Raw genomic sequence first — 18824 nt, 5'->3', positions numbered from 1 at the left:
GGATGACCAGCACCGTACCCGCGCCCGTGACCCGTACGGCCGACGGGCATGCCCTGCAGGCGGTGCTCCTCGACATGGACGGCACCCTCGTCGACACCGAGGGATTCTGGTGGGAGATCGAGGCCGAGGTCTTCAGAGAGCTCGGACACCGGCTCGAGGAATCCTGGAGGGACATCGTCGTCGGCGGCCCCATGACCCGCAGCGCGGCCTTCCTCATCGAGTCCACCGGCGCGGACATCAGCGTCGGCGAGCTGAGCGTCCTGCTCAACGAGCGCTTCGAGGCGCGCATCGCCGACCAGGTGCCCCTCATGCCCGGCGCCGAGCGGCTGCTGTCCGAGCTCGCCCGGCACAACGTGCCCACCGCCCTGGTCTCCGCCTCCCACCGCCGGGTCATCGACCAGGTGCTGCTCACCCTCGGCCGGGACCGCTTCACCATGACGGTCGCCGGGGACGAGGTGCTCCGCACCAAGCCGCACCCGGACCCGTACCTGCTCGCCGCCCGCACCCTCGGGGCGCACCCCTCGCGCTGCGCGGTCATCGAGGACACCGCCACCGGCGTGGCCGCCGCCGAGGCCGCCGGCTGCCGGGTCGTGGCCGTCCCCTCCGTCGGCCAGATCCCGCCGGCCCCCGGGCGCACCATCGTCGGCTCGCTCGAGGACGTGGACCTGCCGTTCCTGCGCTCCCTGATCGCCTCGATGAACTGAGCGCGCCCACCCGGCACGGCCCGACACCGGCCGGCACGGCGGCGCCGGCCGGCACGCCCGACACGGCCCGACACGGTCCGGCATGCCCCGTACACGCTCCGTACCGAACGGAACGCCCGCCGGATCGAGGTCCCACGGAAGGATCTTCCGCCAACTGCCCCGGAGGCTGAAATTCCATCCTCTCCGGGGCGGTTGTCCCGGGTGACGTTCGTCACGCGTCAGAGCCCCGACACACCTGTCCGAGGGCCCCGATCGGTTCCCTTGTGTCCGCATTGATCAGCTCGTGACCGAATCTCCGGCGACCTCCGCATGGACAGCCAGTCCGCGCCCATCACCGTGCGATTACGCCCCAAGTCCGGCCAGTTCCAGCCATCCCGCCCCGGGCCACTAGTGTCGACGCCGGGCACTGCGCCGCACCTCAGCCGTACCGGACACACACCCCTGTGCCCGGCACCGCGTGGACCGATCGTCACAACACCGGCCCGATCGTTCCGCCCTGAACGGGCGACGCCGCGAAGTGCCCTTCACGCCGCTTTGAGCAAGTGCCGGTCAAGGGAGTACTTCCAGCATGAACCGCAAGACCCTGGTGCTGACGGCCGCGGCCGGACTGCTCACCCCCGCCCTGGCCGCATGCGGCAGCGCGAGCGGCGGAGGAGCGGGATCCGGAGCGATCGTCGTCGGGACCACCGACCGGTTCGAGGCAGCCGACTACGCTCCCGCCCCCTTCGACCCCGCCTACGCCTACGACGCCGGCGCCTGGAACGTCCTGCGCCAGACCGTCCAGACGCTGATGCACACCCCGCGCGGCGGCGGCCAGCCCGTCCCCGAAGCGGCCTCCGACTGCCGCTTCACCGACGCCGGCAACGAGAGCTACCGCTGCACCCTGCGCCCCGGTCTGAAGTTCGCCAGCGGCGACCCGCTCACCGCGAAGGACGTCAAGTTCTCCATCGACCGCGTCCGCGGCATCAAGGACGAGAACGGCCCCTCCTCGCTGCTCTCCACCCTCGACACCGTCGAGGTCAAGGGCGCCGACACCGTCGTCTTCCACCTGAAGACCCCGGACGCCACCTTCCCGTCCAAGCTCTCCACCCCCGCCGCCGGCATCGTCAGCGAGAAGGACTACGACGCCAAGAAGCTCCGCGCGGGATTCTCCGTCGACGGCTCCGGCCCGTACACGATGAAGGCGGAGGTCAAGGACAACCAGCTCGTCCGCGCCGTCTTCAGCAAGAACCCGAACTACAAGGGCGACCTGAAGGTCCAGAACGACAAGGTCGAACTGCGCACCTACGCCGACTCCGCAGCCATGGGCAAGGCGCTCACCGACGGGTCCATCCACATGGTCTCCCGCACCCTGTCGCCCGCCCAGATCACCGAGTTCGCAGCCAAGGCCCCCAAGGGCGTCAAGCTCGTCCCGATGCCCGGCCTGGAGATCCGCTACATCGGCTTCAACACCGACGCCCCGGTCGTCAAGGACAAGGCCGTGCGCCAGGCCCTCGCCGCCGCCGTCGACCGCAACGCGATCATCTCCAAGGTCTACGGGAAGTCCGCGCAGCCGCTGTACTCGCTGGTCCCCACCTCCGTGAACGGCCACGTCAACTCCTTCTTCAACAAGTACGGCGAGGCCAATACGGCCAAGGCCGCCGCCCTGCTGAAGGACGCCGGGATCAAGACCCCGGTCAAGCTGACGCTGAACTACACCAAGGACCACTACGGCGACGGCACCGCCATGGAGTTCGAAGCCCTCAAGACCCAGCTGAACTCCACCGGGCTCTTCGACATCACCGTCCAGGGCGGCGAGTGGGCCGACTTCCGCCCCGCCCAGAAGAAGGGCGACTACGCCGCCTACGGGCTCGGCTGGTTCCCCGACTACCCGGACGCCGACAACTTCCTCGCCCCGTTCCTGGAGCAGGACAACTTCCTGGGCACGCCGTACGCCAACAACACGGTGCGCACCAAGCTCATCCCCGAATCCCGGCGCGCGGTCGACCGTAACGTCGCCGTCCCCGCGATCACGGAGATGCAGGACATCGTCGCCGAGGACGTGCCCGTCCTGCCCCTGTGGCAGGGCAAGCAGTACGTCGCCGCACGCGACGGGATCACCGGAGTGGAGTGGTCCGTCAACGCCATCTCCGACCTCCAGCTGTGGGAACTCGGCCGGGGTGTCAGCGGCTGAGACCGGCAGTATCCGGCGGCGGGTGTCGCAGGCCGGCGCAACGATTAGTGAGACTGTGAAGGACGTTCGCGTGATGAGACGTAACCAGTGGCTGACGGCCCCGCTCGGTGCAGCCACCGCCGCCGCGCTGCTCAGCGGTTGCGGTTCGACCGATGGCGCCAATGCCGGCAGCGGCAAGGGCGTCGTCATGGGGATATCCGACAGGGTGAAGGCCACCGACCCCGCGTCGGGCTACGACCCGGGCTCCTGGCTGCTCTTCAACAACGTCTTCCAGTCGCTGTTGAGCTTCCCCAAGGGCGGCACCACGCCCGAGCCCGACGCCGCGCAGACCTGCGGCTTCGAGGGCCCCGACAGCAAGCTGTACAAGTGCACCCTGCGGGCCGGCCTGAAGTTCAGCAACGGCAACGCCCTCACCTCGAAGGACGTCAAGCACTCCTTCGAGCGCACCCTGAAGATCAACGACGACAACGGCCCCGCCGTGATGCTGTCCTCGATCGCCGGCATCGACGCGCCGGACGACAAGACCGTGATCTTCCGCCTCAAGACCTCCGACGCGACCTTCCCCAGCAAGATCGCCTCGGGTGCGGGCTCCATCGTCGACCACACCGAATACCCGGCCGACAAGCTCCGCACCGACGGCAAGGCCTTCGGCTCCGGCGTCTACAAGCTCGACTCGATCAACGACAAGAGCGCCAACTTCTCCGTCAACAGCTCCTACAGCGGCCGCGCCAAGCCCAAGAACACCGGCGTGACCATGAAGTTCTTCAACGAGGACCAGGCCGCCCTCAAGAAGGTCCTGGAGAGCGGCGACGTCGACTTCGCCTTCCGCGGCCTCGCCGCCAAGGACATCGCCGGCCTCGCCAACAAGACCGGCGAGCAGAAGGTCGAGGTCGTCCAGGGCACCGGAGCCGAGGTCGAGCACCTCGTCTTCAACATGAACGACCCGGTCGCGGGCAAGCTCCCCATCCGCAAGGCCATCGCCTACCTCGTCGACCGGGAAGCCCTGGTCAAGGAGGTCTACGACGGCACCGCGACCTCGCTGTACTCCATCGTCCCGGCCGGCATCGCAGGGCACACCACGCCCTTCTTCGACCGCTACGGCGGCAGCCCGCAGCCCGACAAGGCGAAGGCCGTCCTGCGCGCGGCCAACATCAAGGACAAGGTCAAGATCACCTTGTACTCGACGCCCTCGCGCTTCGGCCCGTCCACGGACCAGGAATTCCAGCTCATCGCCAAGCAGCTCAACGAGAGCGGCCTGTTCGAGGCCGACGTCAAGTCCGTCGAGTTCGAGCAGTACGAGAAGGACATCCAGGACGGCAAGTACGGCGTCTACGTGAAGGGCTGGGTGCCGGACTACCCGGACGCCGACAACTTCACCCAGCCGTTCTTCGGCCCGGACAACGTCCTGCGCAACAACTACGACAACAAGGAGATCACCGGGAGCATCATCCCGTCGACCTCCGCGAAGTCCGACCGCGCCGCCGCCAACTCCGACTACGTCCGCCTCCAGGACATCGTCGCCGACGAGATCCCGATCCTCCCGCTCTGGCAGGGCAAGCAGTACGCGGTCACCCGCCCCAACGTCACCGGCCTCCAGTGGTCCCTGGACGCCTCCACGGTCTTCCGGTTCTGGGAGATCAGCAAGGGCTGATCCCCCCACAGGACCGGCTCGACCCGCAGGACCGCACCGACACAGCAGCCCCGGCCGTACGACGGCCGGGGCTGCTGCTGCGTCACGCGCGGCGACGGACCTACTGAGGAGCGCCGGGGCGCACCAGCCCGCTCTCGTACGCGTACACCGCCGCCTGCACCCGGTCCCGCAGGCCCAGCTTCGTCAGCACGTGCCCCACATGCGTCTTCACCGTCGTCTCGCTCACGAACAGGTCCGCCGCGATCTCCGCGTTCGACAGGCCCCGCGCCACCAGCTTCAACACCTCCACCTCGCGCTCGGTCAGCGTCCCCAAGGTGTCCGGGAGGCTCTCCTCGCCCGACGGCAGATGACCCGCGTACTTGTCCAGCAGCCGCCGCGTGATGCTCGGCGCGAGCATCGCCTCGCCGCCCGCGACCACCCGGATCGCCTGCACCAGCTCGTTCGCCGGCGCATCCTTCAGCAGGAACCCGCTCGCCCCCGCGCGCAGCGCCTCCACCACGTACTCGTCAAGGTCGAAGGTGGTCAGCACCAGCACCTTCGCCGGACCGTCCCGGCCCGGCCCGGTGATCTGCCGTGTGGCCTCCACCCCGTCCATGCGCGGCATCCGGATGTCCATCAGCACCACATCGGGCTGCAGCGCCCGCACCTGGTCCAGCGCCTGGAGACCGTCCCCGGCCTCACCGACCACCGCCAGGTCCTCCTCGGCCTCCAGGATCATCCGGAAGCCGGTGCGCAGCAGTGGCTGGTCGTCGACCAGCAGGACGCGGATCGCCACAGGGTCTCCCTCAATTCGTCGGACGGCTTCGGCGCCGCCCATTCTGCCCTGGCCCGACGATCAGGAATCAGCCCGGTCCTGCGCACGCGACGACGGCACCTCCGCGCGGGGACCGGAGGAGATCGTCAGCGGATACACCGGGGGAGTCCCGCCGAACTCCGGGCACACCGACTGATGATCACACCAGCCGCACAGCTTCGTCGGCCGCGGCCGCCACTCCCCGCTCTCCGTCGCCTCCCGGATCGCCTCCCACAGCGCCAGCAGCTTGCGCTCCACCCGCTCCAGATCCGCGACCACCGGGTCGTACGTCAGCACGTCCCCACTGCCCAGGTACACCAGCTGCAGCCGTCGCGGCACCACCTGCTTCAGCCGCCACACCACCAGCGCGTAGAACTTCATCTGGAACAGCGCACCCTCGGCGTACTCCGGCCGCGGGGCCTTGCCCGTCTTGTAGTCGACGATCCGCACCTCACCCGACGGCGCCACGTCCACCCGGTCGATGATCCCGCGCAGCCGCAGACCCGAATCCAGCTCCGTCTCCACGAAGAACTCCCGCTCCACCGGCTCCAGCCGCGTCGGGTCCTCCAGCGTGAACCAGCGCTCCACCAACGCCTCGGCCTCCGTCAGCCAGCGCGCCAGCCCCGCCCCCTCGTCACCCTCCGGGAACAACTGCGACAGCTCCGGCTTCGCCTCCAGCAGCCGGTCCCACTGCCCCGGCACCAAGGCCTTCGCCCGCGGAGCCGTCCGCTCCTGCGCCGGATGGTCGAAGAGCCGCTCCAGCACCGCATGCACCAACGTCCCGCGGGTAGCCGCAGCACTGGGCTTCTCCGGCAGCTTGTCGATCACCCGGAACCGGTACAGCAGAGGACACTGCATGAAATCGCTCGCCCGCGAAGGGGACAGCGAAGCGGGCCGCACCGCACCCGGTACTCCCGGTACTGCACCCGGTACCGCACTCGGCACTGCATCGGCATCGGCTGCGCCTGGCACGGCACCGGAGCTCGTCGTCATGGACAAAACCCTACGGCCCACGACCGACAGCACGCGCATACCATCGACTCCGGGCACCCTCGCACTGCATGATCGGTGCATCACACCGCGCTACCGCGCACCCGGGACCACACTGGAACCAGAGCCGCACCGCACCCCACCGGAGCGGAAACCGCCGACGGACCCCAACCGCCGGACCAGCACCGAACGAAGGACAGCCGTGGCAGACACCGACGAAACCGGCGAGCGCGCAGACCGCCGCTCCGGCCCGGGCGGCGGACTCCTCATGGGCCGCCCCTTCGGCGTCCCCGTCTACGTCTCGCCCAGCTGGTTCCTCGTCGCCGCCCTCATCACCTGGGTCTTCGGCGACCAGCTCGACCGCGTCCTGCCCGGCCTCGGCCCCGTCCGCTACCTCGTCTCCCTCTTCTTCGCCGTCGCCTTCTACGCCTCCGTCCTCGTCCACGAACTCGCCCACACCGTCGCCGCCCTCCGCTTCAAGCTCCCCGTCCGCCGCATCCAGCTCCAGTTCTTCGGCGGCGTCTCCGAGATCGAGAAGGAATCTGAGACCCCCGGCCGCGAATTCGTCCTCGCCGCCGTCGGCCCCCTCCTCTCCCTCGTCCTCTCCGGAGCCTTCTACCTCGGCATGAAGGCCGTCGACCCGGCCACCGTCCCCGGCGTCCTCCTCGCCGGCCTGATGATCTCCAACCTCCTCGTCGCCGCCTTCAACCTCCTGCCCGGCCTCCCCCTCGACGGCGGCCGCATGCTCCGCGCCGTCATCTGGGGCATCACCGGCAAACCCATGACCGGCACCGTCGCCGCCGCCTGGATCGGCCGCGCCCTCGCCGTCGCCGTCCTCCTCGGACTGCCCCTCCTCACCCACACCGGCGTCGTCGGCCCCGGCGGGGACATCGAACGCTCCGGCATGGACACCGTCCTCGACGCCCTCCTCGCCGCGATCCTCGCCGCGATCATCTGGACCGGCGCCGGAAACAGCCTCCGCATGGCCCGGCTGCGCGAACACCTCCCCGAACTGCGCGCCCGCACCCTCACCCGCCGCGCCATCCCCGTCGAGCACACCACCCCGCTCTCCGAAGCCCTGCGCCGGGCCAACGAGGCCGGAGCCCGCGCCCTCGTCGTCGTCGACGGCAACGGCGACCCCACCGCCATCGTCCGCGAGAGCGCCATCGCCTCCGTCCCCGAACACCGCCGCCCCTGGATCGCCGTCAGCACCCTCGCCCAGGACCTCACCGACGGCATGAAGGTTTCAGCGGCACTCACCGGAGAAGAACTCCTCGACCACCTCCGCGCCAACCCCGCCACCGAGTACCTCGTCCTCGAACCCGGCGGCGAGATCTACGGCGTCCTGTCCACCCTCGACGTCGAAAAGGCCTTCGTGAAGGCCATGGCGCGGCCCCAGTCCTGAAGCCAATACACTGGTCACATGTCCGAACCGACCGGTGCCGCCCGCCGACGCGGGCCCTTCGAGGTCGGGGACCAGGTTCAGCTCACCGACCCCAAGGGCCGCCACTACACGTTCACGCTCGAAGCCGGGAAGAATTTCCACACCCACAAGGGTTCCTTCCCCCACGACGAGCTGATCGGTGCCCCCGAGGGCAGTGTTGTCCGTACCACGGGCAACGTCGCCTACCTCGCGCTGCGTCCCCTGCTCCCCGACTATGTCCTGTCCATGCCCCGCGGCGCCGCCGTGGTCTACCCCAAGGACGCGGGCCAGATCCTGGCCTTCGCCGACATCTTCCCCGGCGCCCGCGTCGTGGAAGCAGGAGTGGGCTCCGGCTCCCTGAGCAGCTTCCTGCTGCGCGCCATCGGCGACCAGGGCATGCTCCACAGCTACGAGCGCCGCGCGGACTTCGCCGAGATCGCCACCGCCAACGTCGAGCGCTACTTCGGCGGCCCGCACCCCGCGTGGCAGCTGACCGTCGGCGACCTCCAGGACAACCTGTCCGACACGGACGTCGACCGCGTCATCCTCGACATGCTGGCCCCCTGGGAGTGCCTGGAGGCCGTCTCCAAGGCCCTGGTCCCCGGCGGCATCCTCTGCTGCTACGTGGCCACCACCACCCAGCTCTCGCGCACCGTCGAGTCCATCCGCGAGTTCGGCTGCTACGCCGAGCCGCAGCCGTGGGAATCGATGATCCGCAACTGGCACGTCGAGGGCCTCGCGGTCCGCCCCGATCACCGGATGATCGGACACACCGGCTTCCTCGTCACCGCCCGCCGTCTCGCCGACGGGGTCGAGCCCCCGATGCGCCGCCGCCGCCCCTCCAAGGGCGCCTACGGCGAGGACTACGACGGACCCGGCAGCGACCGCTCCGCATAACGGCCCCACCGGAGCCGATCCAACACGCAGGCGCTGTGGTGCAGTTCCCCGGACCACCCGGGAACTGCACCACAGCGCCTTTTCGTTGTCCCGGCCCCGACCCCGGCGAAGCCGCCGGCCACCCGCGGGCACCCCGCCCGGACCCGGGCGTTCCACCCCGGTGTGAGGTGTGGCACGATGCTGGCTCCCCGTCACCCTTCACACAGGAGACACCCCGCGTGCCGCACAGCACCGCCGAGCAGGCCCCGGCACGGGTAGACCCGGCGCACCACAGCCGCACCAGGCCCGTCCACTGGCTCGCCACGGCCACCGCCCTGGCCGCCGTCATAGCCGCCGCGGGACTCGTCCAGCCCGCCACCGGCACCCCCGCCGGGGAACCCGCCCCCGACGCCCCCCGGGCAGCCTCCGCCCCGGACGCGCCGGCCGCCCCCGACGCAGCCGGGGTCACCTACCCCCTGGACTGCCGCGGCGCCCCTCAGAAGGTCACCGCCACCGCCCACGGCGACCTCGACGGCGACGGCCTCCCGGAGACGGTCGCGGCGGTCCGCTGCGACGCCGGCTCGGGCACCCCGCCCCACGCGATCTACGTCCTCACCCGCGACCGGGGACCCGAAGCAGGCCCCCGCATCGTCGCCACCCTCCTCGACGCAGCCCGCAGGCAGACCGCCGTCGACCTCACCGTCCGTGACGGGATCGTCACCGCGAGCCTCCTCGGCTACTCCTCACCCGAGGTGCCGCGCTACAGCCCCGACACGAAACAGCTCGCCAAGTGGCGCTGGAGCGGCGGAAAATTCCGCCAGGAGCTGACGGACTCGGCCGCCAAGAGTGTTTGAAGCGTCACTCCGCGTCGGGACCGAAGACTTCCACCCTGTCCGAAACCCGCCGCACGTGGATGCAGTCTCCCGGACATTCCTTGGCCGAATCCACCACGTCCTGGAGCAGCGTCAGCGGAACCGGAGTGGTCGCCCCCGCGTCCTGCAGCAGCTCGTCCTCCGCGCTCTTCACGTACGCCAGACCGTCGATGTCCAGCTCGAACACCTCAGGCGCGTACTGCACGCAGATCCCGTCCCCGGTGCAGAGGTCCTGATCGATCCACACCTCGAGCGGCTCGCCGGCCTCGCCGGCACCGCCTGCCGGAGCCTCCTGCTGCACGGTCATATCTCCTGCCGTTTCCTGCGCTGAGTGATCCATCCCAGTCACAACTCGCAGCAAGTCGCGCGAGCCCTGACGGGTGTTGAACAGTTCGACCTTACAACCGGCCGCTTCCCGAGTTTGATGGGTGGGTATTTCCTTGGCGTGAGGGAGTACGCAAGGGTGAAGATCGGACACACCCCTACCGTCTTTGTGATCTAGGGGTTTCAATCACCACCAGCCCAGGTAGGGTCAGGAAGCGTCCAGCTCCCCTTGGAGGAGGTGAGGACCGTGGCAGCCCACGACGACGACATCAACCGCGGCATCCGGCCCGGGCGAGGGTCTGAGGACCCCGCTGGCCAGGTTGCCTATCTCGAGCAGGAAATCGCCGTCCTGCGACGTAAGCTCGCCGACTCTCCGCGACACACGAGGATTCTCGAAGAGCGGATCGTCGAGCTACAGACAAATCTGGCCGGCGTCTCCGCTCAGAACGAACGACTGGCGAATACCCTCCGTGAGGCCCGCGACCAGATCGTGGCCCTCAAGGAAGAAGTCGACCGGCTCGCCCAGCCGCCGGCCGGTTTCGGTGTCTTCCTGCAGTCGAATGAGGACGGCACCGTCGACATCTTCACCGGAGGCCGGAAGCTCCGCGTGAACGTCAGCCCCAGCGTCGACCCGGAAGACCTCCGGCGAGGCCAGGAGGTCATGCTCAACGAGGCCCTCAACGTGGTCGAGGCCATGGAATTCGAGCGGGCCGGGGACATCGTCACCCTCAAGGAGATCCTCGAGGACGGCGAGCGCGCCCTGGTGGTCGGGCACACCGACGAGGAAAGGGTGGTGAGGCTCGCCGAGCCGCTCCTGGACATCACCATCCGCCCCGGCGACGCCCTGCTGCTCGAACCCCGCTCCGGCTACGTCTACGAAGTGGTCCCCAAGAGCGAGGTCGAAGAACTCGTCCTCGAAGAGGTCCCCGACATCGACTACGACAAGATCGGCGGTCTGGGCGACCAGATCGAGCTGATCCGCGACGCGGTCGAGCTCCCGTACCTCTACCCGGACCTCTTCAAGGAACACGAACTGCGGCCCCCGAAGGGCATCCTGCTCTACGGCCCGCCCGGCTGCGGCAAGACGCTCATCGCCAAGGCCGTCGCCAACTCCCTTGCCAAGAAGGTCGCCGAGGTCACCGGCCAGCCCGCCGGGAAGTCCTACTTCCTGAACATCAAGGGCCCCGAGCTCCTCAACAAGTACGTCGGCGAGACCGAGCGGCACATCCGCCTCGTCTTCCAGCGTGCCCGGGAGAAGGCGAGCGAGGGCACCCCCGTCATCGTCTTCTTCGACGAGATGGAATCCCTCTTCCGCACCCGCGGATCCGGAGTCAGCTCGGACGTGGAGAACACCATCGTCCCGCAGCTGCTCGCCGAGATCGACGGCGTGGAAGGCCTGGAGAACGTCATCGTCATCGGCGCCTCCAACCGCGAGGACATGATCGACCCGGCCATCCTCCGGCCCGGCCGCCTCGATGTGAAGATCAAGATCGAGCGCCCGGACGCCGAGGCCGCGAAGGACATCTTCGCGAAGTACCTCAAGGCCACGCTGCCCCTGCACACGGACGACCTGTCCGAACACCAGGACTCGCGGCCCGGCACCGTCCACAGCATGATCCAGACCGTCGTCGAGCAGATGTACGCCGAAACCGAGGAGAACCGCTTCCTCGAGGTCACGTACGCCAACGGCGACAAGGAAGTCCTCTACTTCAAGGACTTCAACTCGGGCGCCATGATCCAGAACATCGTGGACCGTGCGAAGAAGATGGCCATCAAGGCCTTCCTCGAGCACAACCAGAAGGGCCTCCGCGTCTCCCACCTCCTCCAGGCCTGCGTGGACGAGTTCAAGGAGAACGAGGACCTGCCCAACACCACCAACCCCGACGACTGGGCCAGGATCTCCGGAAAGAAGGGCGAGCGGATCGTATTCATCCGCACGCTCGTCACCGGGAAGCAGGGCGCAGACACCGGACGCTCCATCGACACGGTGGCGAACACCGGTCAGTACCTCTGACGAAGCGGAGCGGCTGCGGATGCCCTCCGGGCATCCGCAGCCGACTGCTTTACCGACTGCATTTCAGCCGTGACAGCGCGCAGTCAATGACTGAAATGATCTCCCCACCAGCGCGTGGTGGTCCTAGGCTCATCCGTACCGCCTCATCCGCAGTGCGGGGACGGACACCGCACAGCACACGCACCGGAGCACCAGCGGTACTTGAGCGCCGCTCCCGAACAGGAGCGCCGCCGGGCAAGGAGGGCCGCATGACCGTACGGCGAGTAATGGGAATCGAGACGGAGTACGGGATCTCCGTCCCGGGACACCCGAACGCCAATGCCATGCTCACCTCGTCCCAGATCGTCAATGCCTACGCGGCGGCGATGCACCGGGCGCGACGCGCCCGCTGGGACTTCGAGGAGGAGAACCCGCTGCGGGACGCCCGAGGCTTCGACCTCGCCCGCGAGGCCGCCGACAACAGCCAGCTGACCGACGAGGACATCGGCCTGGCCAACGTGATCCTGACCAACGGCGCACGGCTCTACGTCGACCACGCCCACCCCGAGTACAGCTCCCCGGAGATCACCAATCCGCTGGACGCCGTGCTCTGGGACAAGGCCGGCGAGCGGATCATGGCGGAGGCGGCCGTACGGGCGGCCCAGCTGCCCGGCGCCCAGCCGATCCACCTCTACAAGAACAACACCGACAACAAGGGCGCCTCCTACGGCACGCACGAGAACTACCTGATGAAGCGGGAGACCCCCTTCTCGGACATCGTGCGCCACCTCACCCCCTTCTTCGTCTCGCGCCAGGTCGTCACCGGCGCCGGACGCGTGGGCATCGGCCAGGACGGCCGCGAGCACGGCTTCCAGATCAGCCAGCGAGCGGACTACTTCGAGGTCGAGGTGGGCCTGGAGACCACCCTCAAGCGCCCCATCATCAACACCCGCGACGAACCCCACTCCGACGCCGAGAAGTACCGCCGCCTGCACGTGATCATCGGCGACGCCAACCTCTCCGAGATCTCCACCTACCTCAAGCTCGGCACCACGGCCCTGGTCCTCTCGATGATCGAGGACGGGTTCATCAACGTCGACCTCGCCGTCGACCAGCCCGTACGCACCCTGCACCAGGTCTCCCACGACCCGGACCTCCAGCACCTCATCACGCTGCGCAGCGGCCGGACGCTGACCGCCGTGCAGCTCCAGATGGAGTACTTCGAGCTGGCCAGGAAGTACGTGGACGAGCGCTTCGGGTCCGACGTGGACGACCAGACCAGGGACGTCCTCGCCCGGTGGGAGGACGTGCTGGGCCGGCTGGAGACGGACCCGATGAGCCTGTCGGGAGAGCTCGACTGGATCGCCAAACGGGAGATCCTCGAGGGCTACCGCAGGCGCGACGGACTCGAGTGGGACGCGGCCCGGCTGCACCTGGTGGACCTCCAGTACGCGGACGTACGCCCCGAGAAGGGCCTGTACAACCGCCTGGTGGCCCGCGGCAAGATGAAGCGGCTGGTGGACGAGCAGGACGTGGAACGGGCGCAGAGCAAGCCCCCGGAGGACACCAGGGCGTACTTCCGCGGCCGCTGCCTGGAGCAGTACGCGGACGACGTCGCGGCGGCCTCCTGGGACTCGGTGATCTTCGACCTGCCGGGCCACGACTCGCTCCAGCGGGTCCCGACGCTGGAGCCCCTGCGGGGCACCCGGGCGCACGTCAAGGAGCTCCTGGACCGCTGCCGTACGGCGGAGGACCTGGTGCGGGTGCTTTCGGGGCGCTGAACGCGGCTGAAAGGCCTCCGGCCCGGGAATCATGGAGAAAGCCGGACTTGTGAAAGTGCGGGGACGAATGCCGGGCCCTCCTTGTAGGGTCCGACGTAGGGTCTGATCTTGAGAGATCCCGATCCGGGATCTCTCTGTGTGAGCGTGCGAACCGAGCGGGGTGAGGTAGACATGGCGACCAAGGACACCGGCGGCGGACAGCAGAAGGCGACGCGCTCGACCGAGGAGGTCGAGGAGGCGGCGGTCGAGGAATCGACCGACCTCAAGGAGCGCCAGGAAAAGCTCTCCGACGACGTCGACTCCGTACTTGACGAGATTGACGATGTCCTGGAGGAGAACGCCGAGGACTTCGTGCGGTCCTTCGTTCAGAAGGGTGGAGAGTGATTTCACCTTCTAATCGAAGGTGAAGCTCTTCGGGGAGGGTGAGTGTCGGAGGCCGAGAAGCGCTGTGTGAGATGTGGCGAGACGAAGCCACATAGTGCCTTTGCTTCGAACCGGGCGATGCGCGACGGCTTGCGGGTCTACTGCAGGCCGTGCGTAGCCGACTATCACCAGGAGCGGCAGAAGGCCAAGGGCCGGAATGTGCGTCCACGCGTTCCCGCTCCGGAAGGGCACAAGTATTGCCGCCGGTGCGGGGAGGTCAAACCGCATTCGGCATGGGACCGCAACAAGACGGCGTCGGACGGGTTGTCCACGCGCTGCAAGACGTGTCGTGCGGCAGAGGGCCGGGCGGGCCATCTCAAGCGTTCCTATGGCATGACAGAGGCTCAACGTGACGAAATGATTGCAGCTCAAGGCGGGCTTTGCCTGATCTGCCTAAAGGCTCCGGCCGTGCATGTGGATCACTGCCACGCGACGGGTAAGGTCCGAGGCGTACTGTGCTTCAACTGCAACTCGGCCATCGGCAAGTTGGGAGAGGATCCCGACACTCTGCGTCGGGCCATCTCATACCTGGAGGGACACGCGTGGAAGCCAACAATCTTGGCACAGGGCGTCTACCGGCAGCCTTCCTGACGCCGGGGTCGTCGTCCTTCATGGACTTCCTGGGCGCGCACTCGCCCGAGATGCTGCCGGGCAACCGCAAGCTGCCCGAGGGTGTCGTCGAGGCGCCGCACGGGACGACCATCGTGGCCGCCACCTTCCCCGGCGGGGTCGTGCTCGCCGGTGACCGGCGGGCGACCATGGGGAACATGATCGCGCAGCGGGACATCGAGAAGGTGTTCCCGGCCGACGAGTACTCCGCGGTGGGCATCGCCGGTACGGCCGGCCTGGCCGTGGAGATGGTCAAGCTGTTCCAGCTGGAGCTGGAGCACTTCGAGAAGGTGGAGGGGGCGACCCTCTCCCTGGAGGGCAAGGCGAACCGGCTCTCCACCATGATCCGGAGCAATCTGGGCATGGCCATGCAGGGTCTGGCCGTGGTCCCGCTGTTCGCGGGCTACGACGAGGCCAAGGAGAAGGGCCGGATCTTCTCCTACGACGTGACGGGCGGCCGCTCCGAGGAGCACGGCTACGCCGCCACCGGTTCGGGTTCGATCTTCGCCCGGGGCTCGATGAAGAAGCTGTTCCGTCCCGACCTGACGGAGGAGCAGGCCACCACGCTGGTCGTGCAGGCGCTGTACGACGCGGCCGACGACGACTCGGCGACCGGTGGGCCGGACCTGTACCGCCACATCTATCCGATCGTCACCGTCATCACGGACGAGGGCTTCCGCAGGCTGACCGACGACGAGTCGCAGGAGCTCGCCCGTACGGTCACCAACCGTCGTCTGGAGCAGCCCGACGGCCCGCGCGCCGCCCTGCTCTGACCATCCGCCGCCCTTCCCCCAGGCTCCGTCCGGGGGGACCCCCCCTCCGCCCAGAAGAAAGGGACGGACAGCCGGTGTCGACTCCGTTCTATGTGTCACCCCAGCAGGCCATGGCCGACCGGGCGGAATACGCCCGCAAGGGCATCGCCCGCGGTCGCAGCCTTGTCGTGCTGCAGTACGCCGACGGCATCGTGTTCGTCGGCGAGAACCCCTCCCGTGCCCTGCACAAGTTCAGCGAGATCTACGACCGGATCGGCTTCGCGGCCGCCGGCAAGTACAACGAGTACGAGAACCTGCGGATCGGCGGTGTGCGCTACGCGGACCTGCGCGGCTACACCTACGACCGCGACGACGTGACGGCGCGCGGGCTGGCGAACGTCTACGCGCAGACGCTGGGCACCATTTTCTCCTCGGCCGGCGAGAAGCCGTACGAGGTGGAGCTGGTGGTGGCCGAGGTGGGTGCCACCGCGGCCGGGGACCAGATCTACCGGTTGCCGCACGACGGCTCGATCGTGGACGAGCACGGCTCGGTCGCGGTCGGCGGGAACGCCGAGCAGATCAGTACCTTCCTGGATCAGCGGCACCAGGACGGGATGACCCTGTCCGAGGCGCTGAAGCTGGCGGTGCAGGCGCTGTCCAGCCAGGCGAACGGTGCGGACAAGGCGATTCCGGCGGAGCGGCTCGAGGTCGCCGTGCTGGACCGGACGCGGGCGCAGCAGCGCAAGTTCAAGCGGATCCGGGGCCGGCAGCTGTCGCGGCTGCTGGAGGCGGACGTGACGGCAGCGGTGCAGGCCGATGCCGTGTCGAACGACGAGGCGCCCGACGAGGAAGCCGAGTAGGGATCGCGTGCGAAGTGCCCCGGTCCGCCCTTGTGGGCGGGCCGGGGCACTTCTGCGTTCAGGCGGGGGCGGGTCCGGAGGAGTCGCGGACGACGAGTTCGACGGGGAGGTCGGGGGCGGTCCAGGTGCCTCCGTCGAGGACGGTGAGGAGGGCGGTCATGCCCTGTTCGCCGACGCGTTCGGCGGGGAGGTGGACGGTGGTGAGCTCGGGGTCGACGGCGGTGGCGAGGGCGAGGTCGTCGAAGCCGGTGACGGAGAGGTCCTCGGGGATGCGCAGGCCGAGGCGGCGGGCGGCCTTGCAGGCGCCGGCGGCGAGGATGTCGTCGTCGCAGACGATGGCGGTGGGCCGGTCCCGGGGGGTGGTCAGGGCGGCTTCTGCGGCTGTGCGGGCGGCGTCGACGGTGAGGTGGGCCCGTGCGGTGCGCAGGGTGGCGTGGGGCTCCAGGAGGGCGGCCAGGGCGTGGGCGCGGACGTCGAAGGTCCAGGAGTCGACGGCGGAGGCGAGGTGGAGGAAGCGGCGGTGGCCGTGGGTCAGGAGGTGTTCGGTGACCTGGCGCATGCCGTCGGCCATGGCGAGGTTGACGTGGGCCGCGGCGGTGGTGGCGGTGGGGTCGCTGTCGAGCATGACGAGGGGGAGTCCGTCGCCGCCGAGGGCGTCGAGGGCGTGGGCGGCCATGGAGGAGGCGATGACTCCGTCGAGGGCGGCGCGGGCCGAGGCGAAGGGGTCGCGGGCGGGGCCGGTGCCGTCGGGGGAGGGATAGAGGACGACGCCGAAGCCGTGTTCGGCGGCGATGCGGGCGGCGCCGGTGTAGACGCGGGCGAAGAATTCGTTCGTGAGGGCGGGGACGACGAGGAGGGCGGTGCGGGTGGAGCCGAGGCGCAGGTTGCGGGCGGCGAGGTTGGGGCGGTAGCCGAGGCGGGCGGCGCTTTCGCGGACGAGGCCGGCGGTGCGTTCGGAGACGCGGCCGCGCCATTTGTCGCCGAGGACGAGGGAGACGGTGGCCTGGGAGACCCCGGCGGCGGTGGCGACGTCCCGGCTGGTGGGTCTCGTCACAGGGGTGCTCCTGGAGTGCTGGTTCTTCGGGGGTCCGGGTCCGCCCGGGGTCCGTGGTGGTGTCGTGCGTGTGGACGGGCGGAGTGTGGCCATGGTACGTATGACCTCGTCAAGTTATACGTATTACCCCGGGCGGGTTCCGGGCAGGAGGGGGCAGACATGGCCGCGGGATACGCGGAGCTGCTGCGGACCAGGCATGCCGCGAGGCTGCTGGTGGGCACGCTCATAGGCCGGCTTCCGAACGGCACGGCACCGATCGCGATCGTGCTGTTCACGCGGGCCGAGGGCGGCAGCTACAGCCTGGCGGGGGCGCTGGCGGCGGCGTACGGGCTGGCGAATGCGGTGGGTCAGCCGCTGCTGGGCCGGGCCGTGGACCTGTACGGGCAGCCGCGGGTCCAGCTGCCGGCGGCGGTGGTCTCTGCCCTGGGGATGGTGTGGCTGGCCTTCGCGGGCACCGGTTCGGTGGTCGCCGCGTACGGGGCGGTCGTGGTGGCGGGGCTGTTCACGCCGCCGCTGGAGGGCGGGCTGCGGGCTCTGTGGCCGAGCGTGCTGGGCGGCAAGGAGGAGCGGGTGCACGCCGCGTACGCCATGGACGCGGTGGCCCAGGAGGTCATGTTCACGGTCGGCCCGTTGCTGGTGACGCTGTTCGTGTCGCTGTGGGACCCGGCGGCGGCGCTGCTGGTGATCAATGCGATCGGTGTGCTGGGCGCGCTGTCCGTGGTGGTGTGCGAGCCCTCGCGCACGTGGCGGTCGGAGCCGCGCGAGGCGCACTGGCTGGGCGCGCTGCGCTCGCGCGGTCTGCTGGCGCTGCTGGGGGCGTTCTTCTTCGTGGGGACGGCGCTGGGGTCGATCACGGTGGCCGGTGTGGCGTACGCGGACGACCAGGGGAGCCAGGCGGTGTACGGCTGGCTGATGGCGGCCCTGGGGCTCGGTGCTCTTGCAGGCGGTGTGGTCTACGGCGGCCGGTCGTGGGCGGGTGCGCCGGAGCGGCGGCTGCGGGTGCTGGTGGCCCTGCTGGCGGTGTGCTATCTGCCGTTGATGCTGACGCCGGGTCCGGTGGCGATGACGGCGCTGAGTGCGCTGGCGGGCGTGTTCCTGGCGCCGGCGATCGCGTGTGCGTTCATCGTGGTGGACCGGCATGCTCCGGCGGGCACGGTGACGGAGGCCTTCTCGTGGCTGGTCACCTTCTTCGGGGTGGGTGCGGCGATGGGTACGGCCGTGGCGGGGCCGGCGGTGGAGCTGGGCGGTACGGCGGCGAGCTTCGGGGTGGCGAGTGTGGCGGGGGCGGCGGCGTTGCTGGTGCTGACGCTGACTCAGCGGGTGCTGGCAACTCCCGGGCGCAGCCGGGAGGTGGCGGGTTCGGCCGAGCGGGCGCAGGAAGGCTCCTCCGGTGCGGTGTCCGAGGTGCCTTCCGCGGGCTGACCGGGGGCCGCTGTGCGGGCTGATCGGCAGTCACTTGTGCGGTGTTGCGGGGGCCGGTTGCCGGGAACTGATCGGAACGGCATGGGCGAACCCGGTTTCAGAAGAGGGCAGAAGGCGTAATGTT

The 18824-nt window shown here is 69.2% G+C and carries 17 protein-coding genes; 13 read left to right on the top strand and 4 right to left on the bottom strand.

From position 1 onward, the window contains the following. Positions 1–2 precede the first annotated feature (2 nt). The 3 genes from IO30_RS0126260 to IO30_RS0126250 all read left to right on the top strand — a co-directional run bounded on the left by IO30_RS0126260 (position 3) and on the right by IO30_RS0126250 (position 4528). Entirely contained in the window at positions 3–704 is a 702-nt protein-coding gene (locus IO30_RS0126260; RefSeq protein WP_031146760.1) for an HAD family hydrolase, read from the top strand. A gap of 568 nt (positions 705–1272) precedes the next feature. Next, entirely contained in the window at positions 1273–2877 is a 1605-nt protein-coding gene (locus IO30_RS0126255; RefSeq protein WP_031146758.1) for an ABC transporter substrate-binding protein, read from the top strand. Positions 2878–2950: 73 nt separating this feature from the next. Continuing rightward, positions 2951–4528 carry an ABC transporter substrate-binding protein gene (locus IO30_RS0126250; protein WP_031146756.1) on the top strand — a complete coding sequence of 526 codons (1578 nt, stop codon included), beginning with the start codon at positions 2951–2953 and terminating at the stop codon, positions 4526–4528. A gap of 100 nt (positions 4529–4628) precedes the next feature. Here the strand turns inward: IO30_RS0126250 and IO30_RS0126245 are convergent, their stop codons facing one another. Both IO30_RS0126245 and IO30_RS0126240 read right to left on the bottom strand, forming a co-directional pair. After that, entirely contained in the window at positions 4629–5303 is a 675-nt protein-coding gene (locus IO30_RS0126245; protein ID WP_031146754.1) for a response regulator, read from the bottom strand. A 60-nt stretch (positions 5304–5363) separates the two neighbouring features. Beyond that, a complete protein-coding gene (locus tag IO30_RS0126240; RefSeq protein WP_031146752.1) occupies positions 5364–6314 on the bottom strand; it encodes a RecB family exonuclease in 951 nt (316 codons plus the stop codon). Here IO30_RS0126240 and IO30_RS0126235 point away from each other — a divergent pair. The 3 genes from IO30_RS0126235 to IO30_RS0126225 all read left to right on the top strand — a co-directional run bounded on the left by IO30_RS0126235 (position 6313) and on the right by IO30_RS0126225 (position 9464). Next, complete coding sequence (locus tag IO30_RS0126235) at positions 6313–7716, top strand: site-2 protease family protein (RefSeq protein ID WP_373316422.1); 1404 nt, start codon at positions 6313–6315, stop codon at positions 7714–7716. The genes IO30_RS0126240 and IO30_RS0126235 overlap by 2 nt on opposite strands. Positions 7717–7734: 18 nt before the next feature. Continuing rightward, a complete protein-coding gene (locus tag IO30_RS0126230) occupies positions 7735–8631 on the top strand; it encodes a tRNA (adenine-N1)-methyltransferase (protein WP_030233594.1) in 897 nt (298 codons plus the stop codon). A gap of 218 nt (positions 8632–8849) precedes the next feature. After that, entirely contained in the window at positions 8850–9464 is a 615-nt protein-coding gene (locus IO30_RS0126225; protein ID WP_031146747.1) for a hypothetical protein, read from the top strand. A 4-nt stretch (positions 9465–9468) separates the two neighbouring features. Here the strand turns inward: IO30_RS0126225 and IO30_RS0126220 are convergent, their stop codons facing one another. After that, positions 9469–9789: a ferredoxin gene (locus IO30_RS0126220; RefSeq protein WP_031146746.1), complete on the bottom strand. Its 321-nt coding sequence runs from the start codon at positions 9787–9789 to the stop codon at positions 9469–9471. A 264-nt stretch (positions 9790–10053) separates the two neighbouring features. Here IO30_RS0126220 and arc point away from each other — a divergent pair, with 264 nt between their 5' ends. The 6 genes from arc to prcA all read left to right on the top strand — a co-directional run bounded on the left by arc (position 10054) and on the right by prcA (position 16224). After that, a complete protein-coding gene (gene arc, locus IO30_RS0126215) occupies positions 10054–11820 on the top strand; it encodes a proteasome ATPase (protein ID WP_031146744.1) in 1767 nt (588 codons plus the stop codon). A 248-nt stretch (positions 11821–12068) separates the two neighbouring features. Next, a complete protein-coding gene (gene dop, locus IO30_RS0126210) occupies positions 12069–13580 on the top strand; it encodes a depupylase/deamidase Dop (protein WP_031146742.1) in 1512 nt (503 codons plus the stop codon). Positions 13581–13751: 171 nt separating this feature from the next. After that, a complete protein-coding gene (locus IO30_RS0126205) occupies positions 13752–13964 on the top strand; it encodes a ubiquitin-like protein Pup (RefSeq protein WP_030233608.1) in 213 nt (70 codons plus the stop codon). Positions 13965–14081: 117 nt separating this feature from the next. After that, positions 14082–14594 carry an endonuclease VII domain-containing protein gene (locus tag IO30_RS43785; protein ID WP_078904391.1) on the top strand — a complete coding sequence of 171 codons (513 nt, stop codon included), beginning with the start codon at positions 14082–14084 and terminating at the stop codon, positions 14592–14594. Next, positions 14546–15385: a proteasome subunit beta gene (gene prcB / locus IO30_RS0126195; RefSeq protein WP_031146737.1), complete on the top strand. Its 840-nt coding sequence runs from the start codon at positions 14546–14548 to the stop codon at positions 15383–15385. Before IO30_RS43785 ends, prcB begins: the two co-directional genes overlap by 49 nt. 74 nt (positions 15386–15459) lie before the next feature. Beyond that, on the top strand, positions 15460–16224 hold the full coding sequence (gene prcA, locus IO30_RS0126190) for a proteasome subunit alpha (protein ID WP_031146735.1): 765 nt from the start codon (positions 15460–15462) through the stop codon (positions 16222–16224). 58 nt (positions 16225–16282) lie between these two features. Here the strand turns inward: prcA and IO30_RS0126185 are convergent, their stop codons facing one another. Then, positions 16283–17278 carry a LacI family DNA-binding transcriptional regulator gene (locus tag IO30_RS0126185; protein ID WP_031146733.1) on the bottom strand — a complete coding sequence of 332 codons (996 nt, stop codon included), beginning with the start codon at positions 17276–17278 and terminating at the stop codon, positions 16283–16285. 159 nt (positions 17279–17437) lie between these two features. On the opposite strand from IO30_RS0126185, the gene IO30_RS0126180 reads away from it, so the two are divergent. Beyond that, on the top strand, positions 17438–18700 hold the full coding sequence (locus IO30_RS0126180) for an MFS transporter (RefSeq protein ID WP_031146732.1): 1263 nt from the start codon (positions 17438–17440) through the stop codon (positions 18698–18700). Positions 18701–18824: the final 124 nt, after the last annotated feature.

The organism is Streptomyces xanthophaeus (assembly GCF_000725805.1).
Taxonomy (GTDB): domain Bacteria; phylum Actinomycetota; class Actinomycetes; order Streptomycetales; family Streptomycetaceae; genus Streptomyces; species Streptomyces xanthophaeus.
This window is presented reverse-complemented; position numbering and strand designations above follow the sequence as displayed.

Excerpts from the sequence above, each read along its gene's own strand:
- IO30_RS0126205 (WP_030233608.1), top strand. The coding sequence starts at position 13,752 with ATGGCGACCAAGGACACCGGCGGCGGACAGCAGAAGGCGACGCGCTCG.
- IO30_RS0126220 (WP_031146746.1), bottom strand. The coding sequence starts at position 9,789 with ATGACCGTGCAGCAGGAGGCTCCGGCAGGCGGTGCCGGCGAGGCCGGC.
- dop (WP_031146742.1), top strand. The coding sequence starts at position 12,069 with ATGACCGTACGGCGAGTAATGGGAATCGAGACGGAGTACGGGATCTCC.
- IO30_RS0126255 (WP_031146758.1), top strand. The coding sequence starts at position 1,273 with ATGAACCGCAAGACCCTGGTGCTGACGGCCGCGGCCGGACTGCTCACC.
- IO30_RS0126240 (WP_031146752.1), bottom strand. The coding sequence starts at position 6,314 with ATGACGACGAGCTCCGGTGCCGTGCCAGGCGCAGCCGATGCCGATGCA.
- IO30_RS0126235 (WP_373316422.1), top strand. The coding sequence starts at position 6,313 with ATGGACAAAACCCTACGGCCCACGACCGACAGCACGCGCATACCATCG.
- IO30_RS43785 (WP_078904391.1), top strand. The coding sequence starts at position 14,082 with ATGCGCGACGGCTTGCGGGTCTACTGCAGGCCGTGCGTAGCCGACTAT.
- IO30_RS0126180 (WP_031146732.1), top strand. The coding sequence starts at position 17,438 with ATGGCCGCGGGATACGCGGAGCTGCTGCGGACCAGGCATGCCGCGAGG.
- IO30_RS0126250 (WP_031146756.1), top strand. The coding sequence starts at position 2,951 with ATGAGACGTAACCAGTGGCTGACGGCCCCGCTCGGTGCAGCCACCGCC.
- IO30_RS0126230 (WP_030233594.1), top strand. The coding sequence starts at position 7,735 with ATGTCCGAACCGACCGGTGCCGCCCGCCGACGCGGGCCCTTCGAGGTC.
- IO30_RS0126260 (WP_031146760.1), top strand. The coding sequence starts at position 3 with ATGACCAGCACCGTACCCGCGCCCGTGACCCGTACGGCCGACGGGCAT.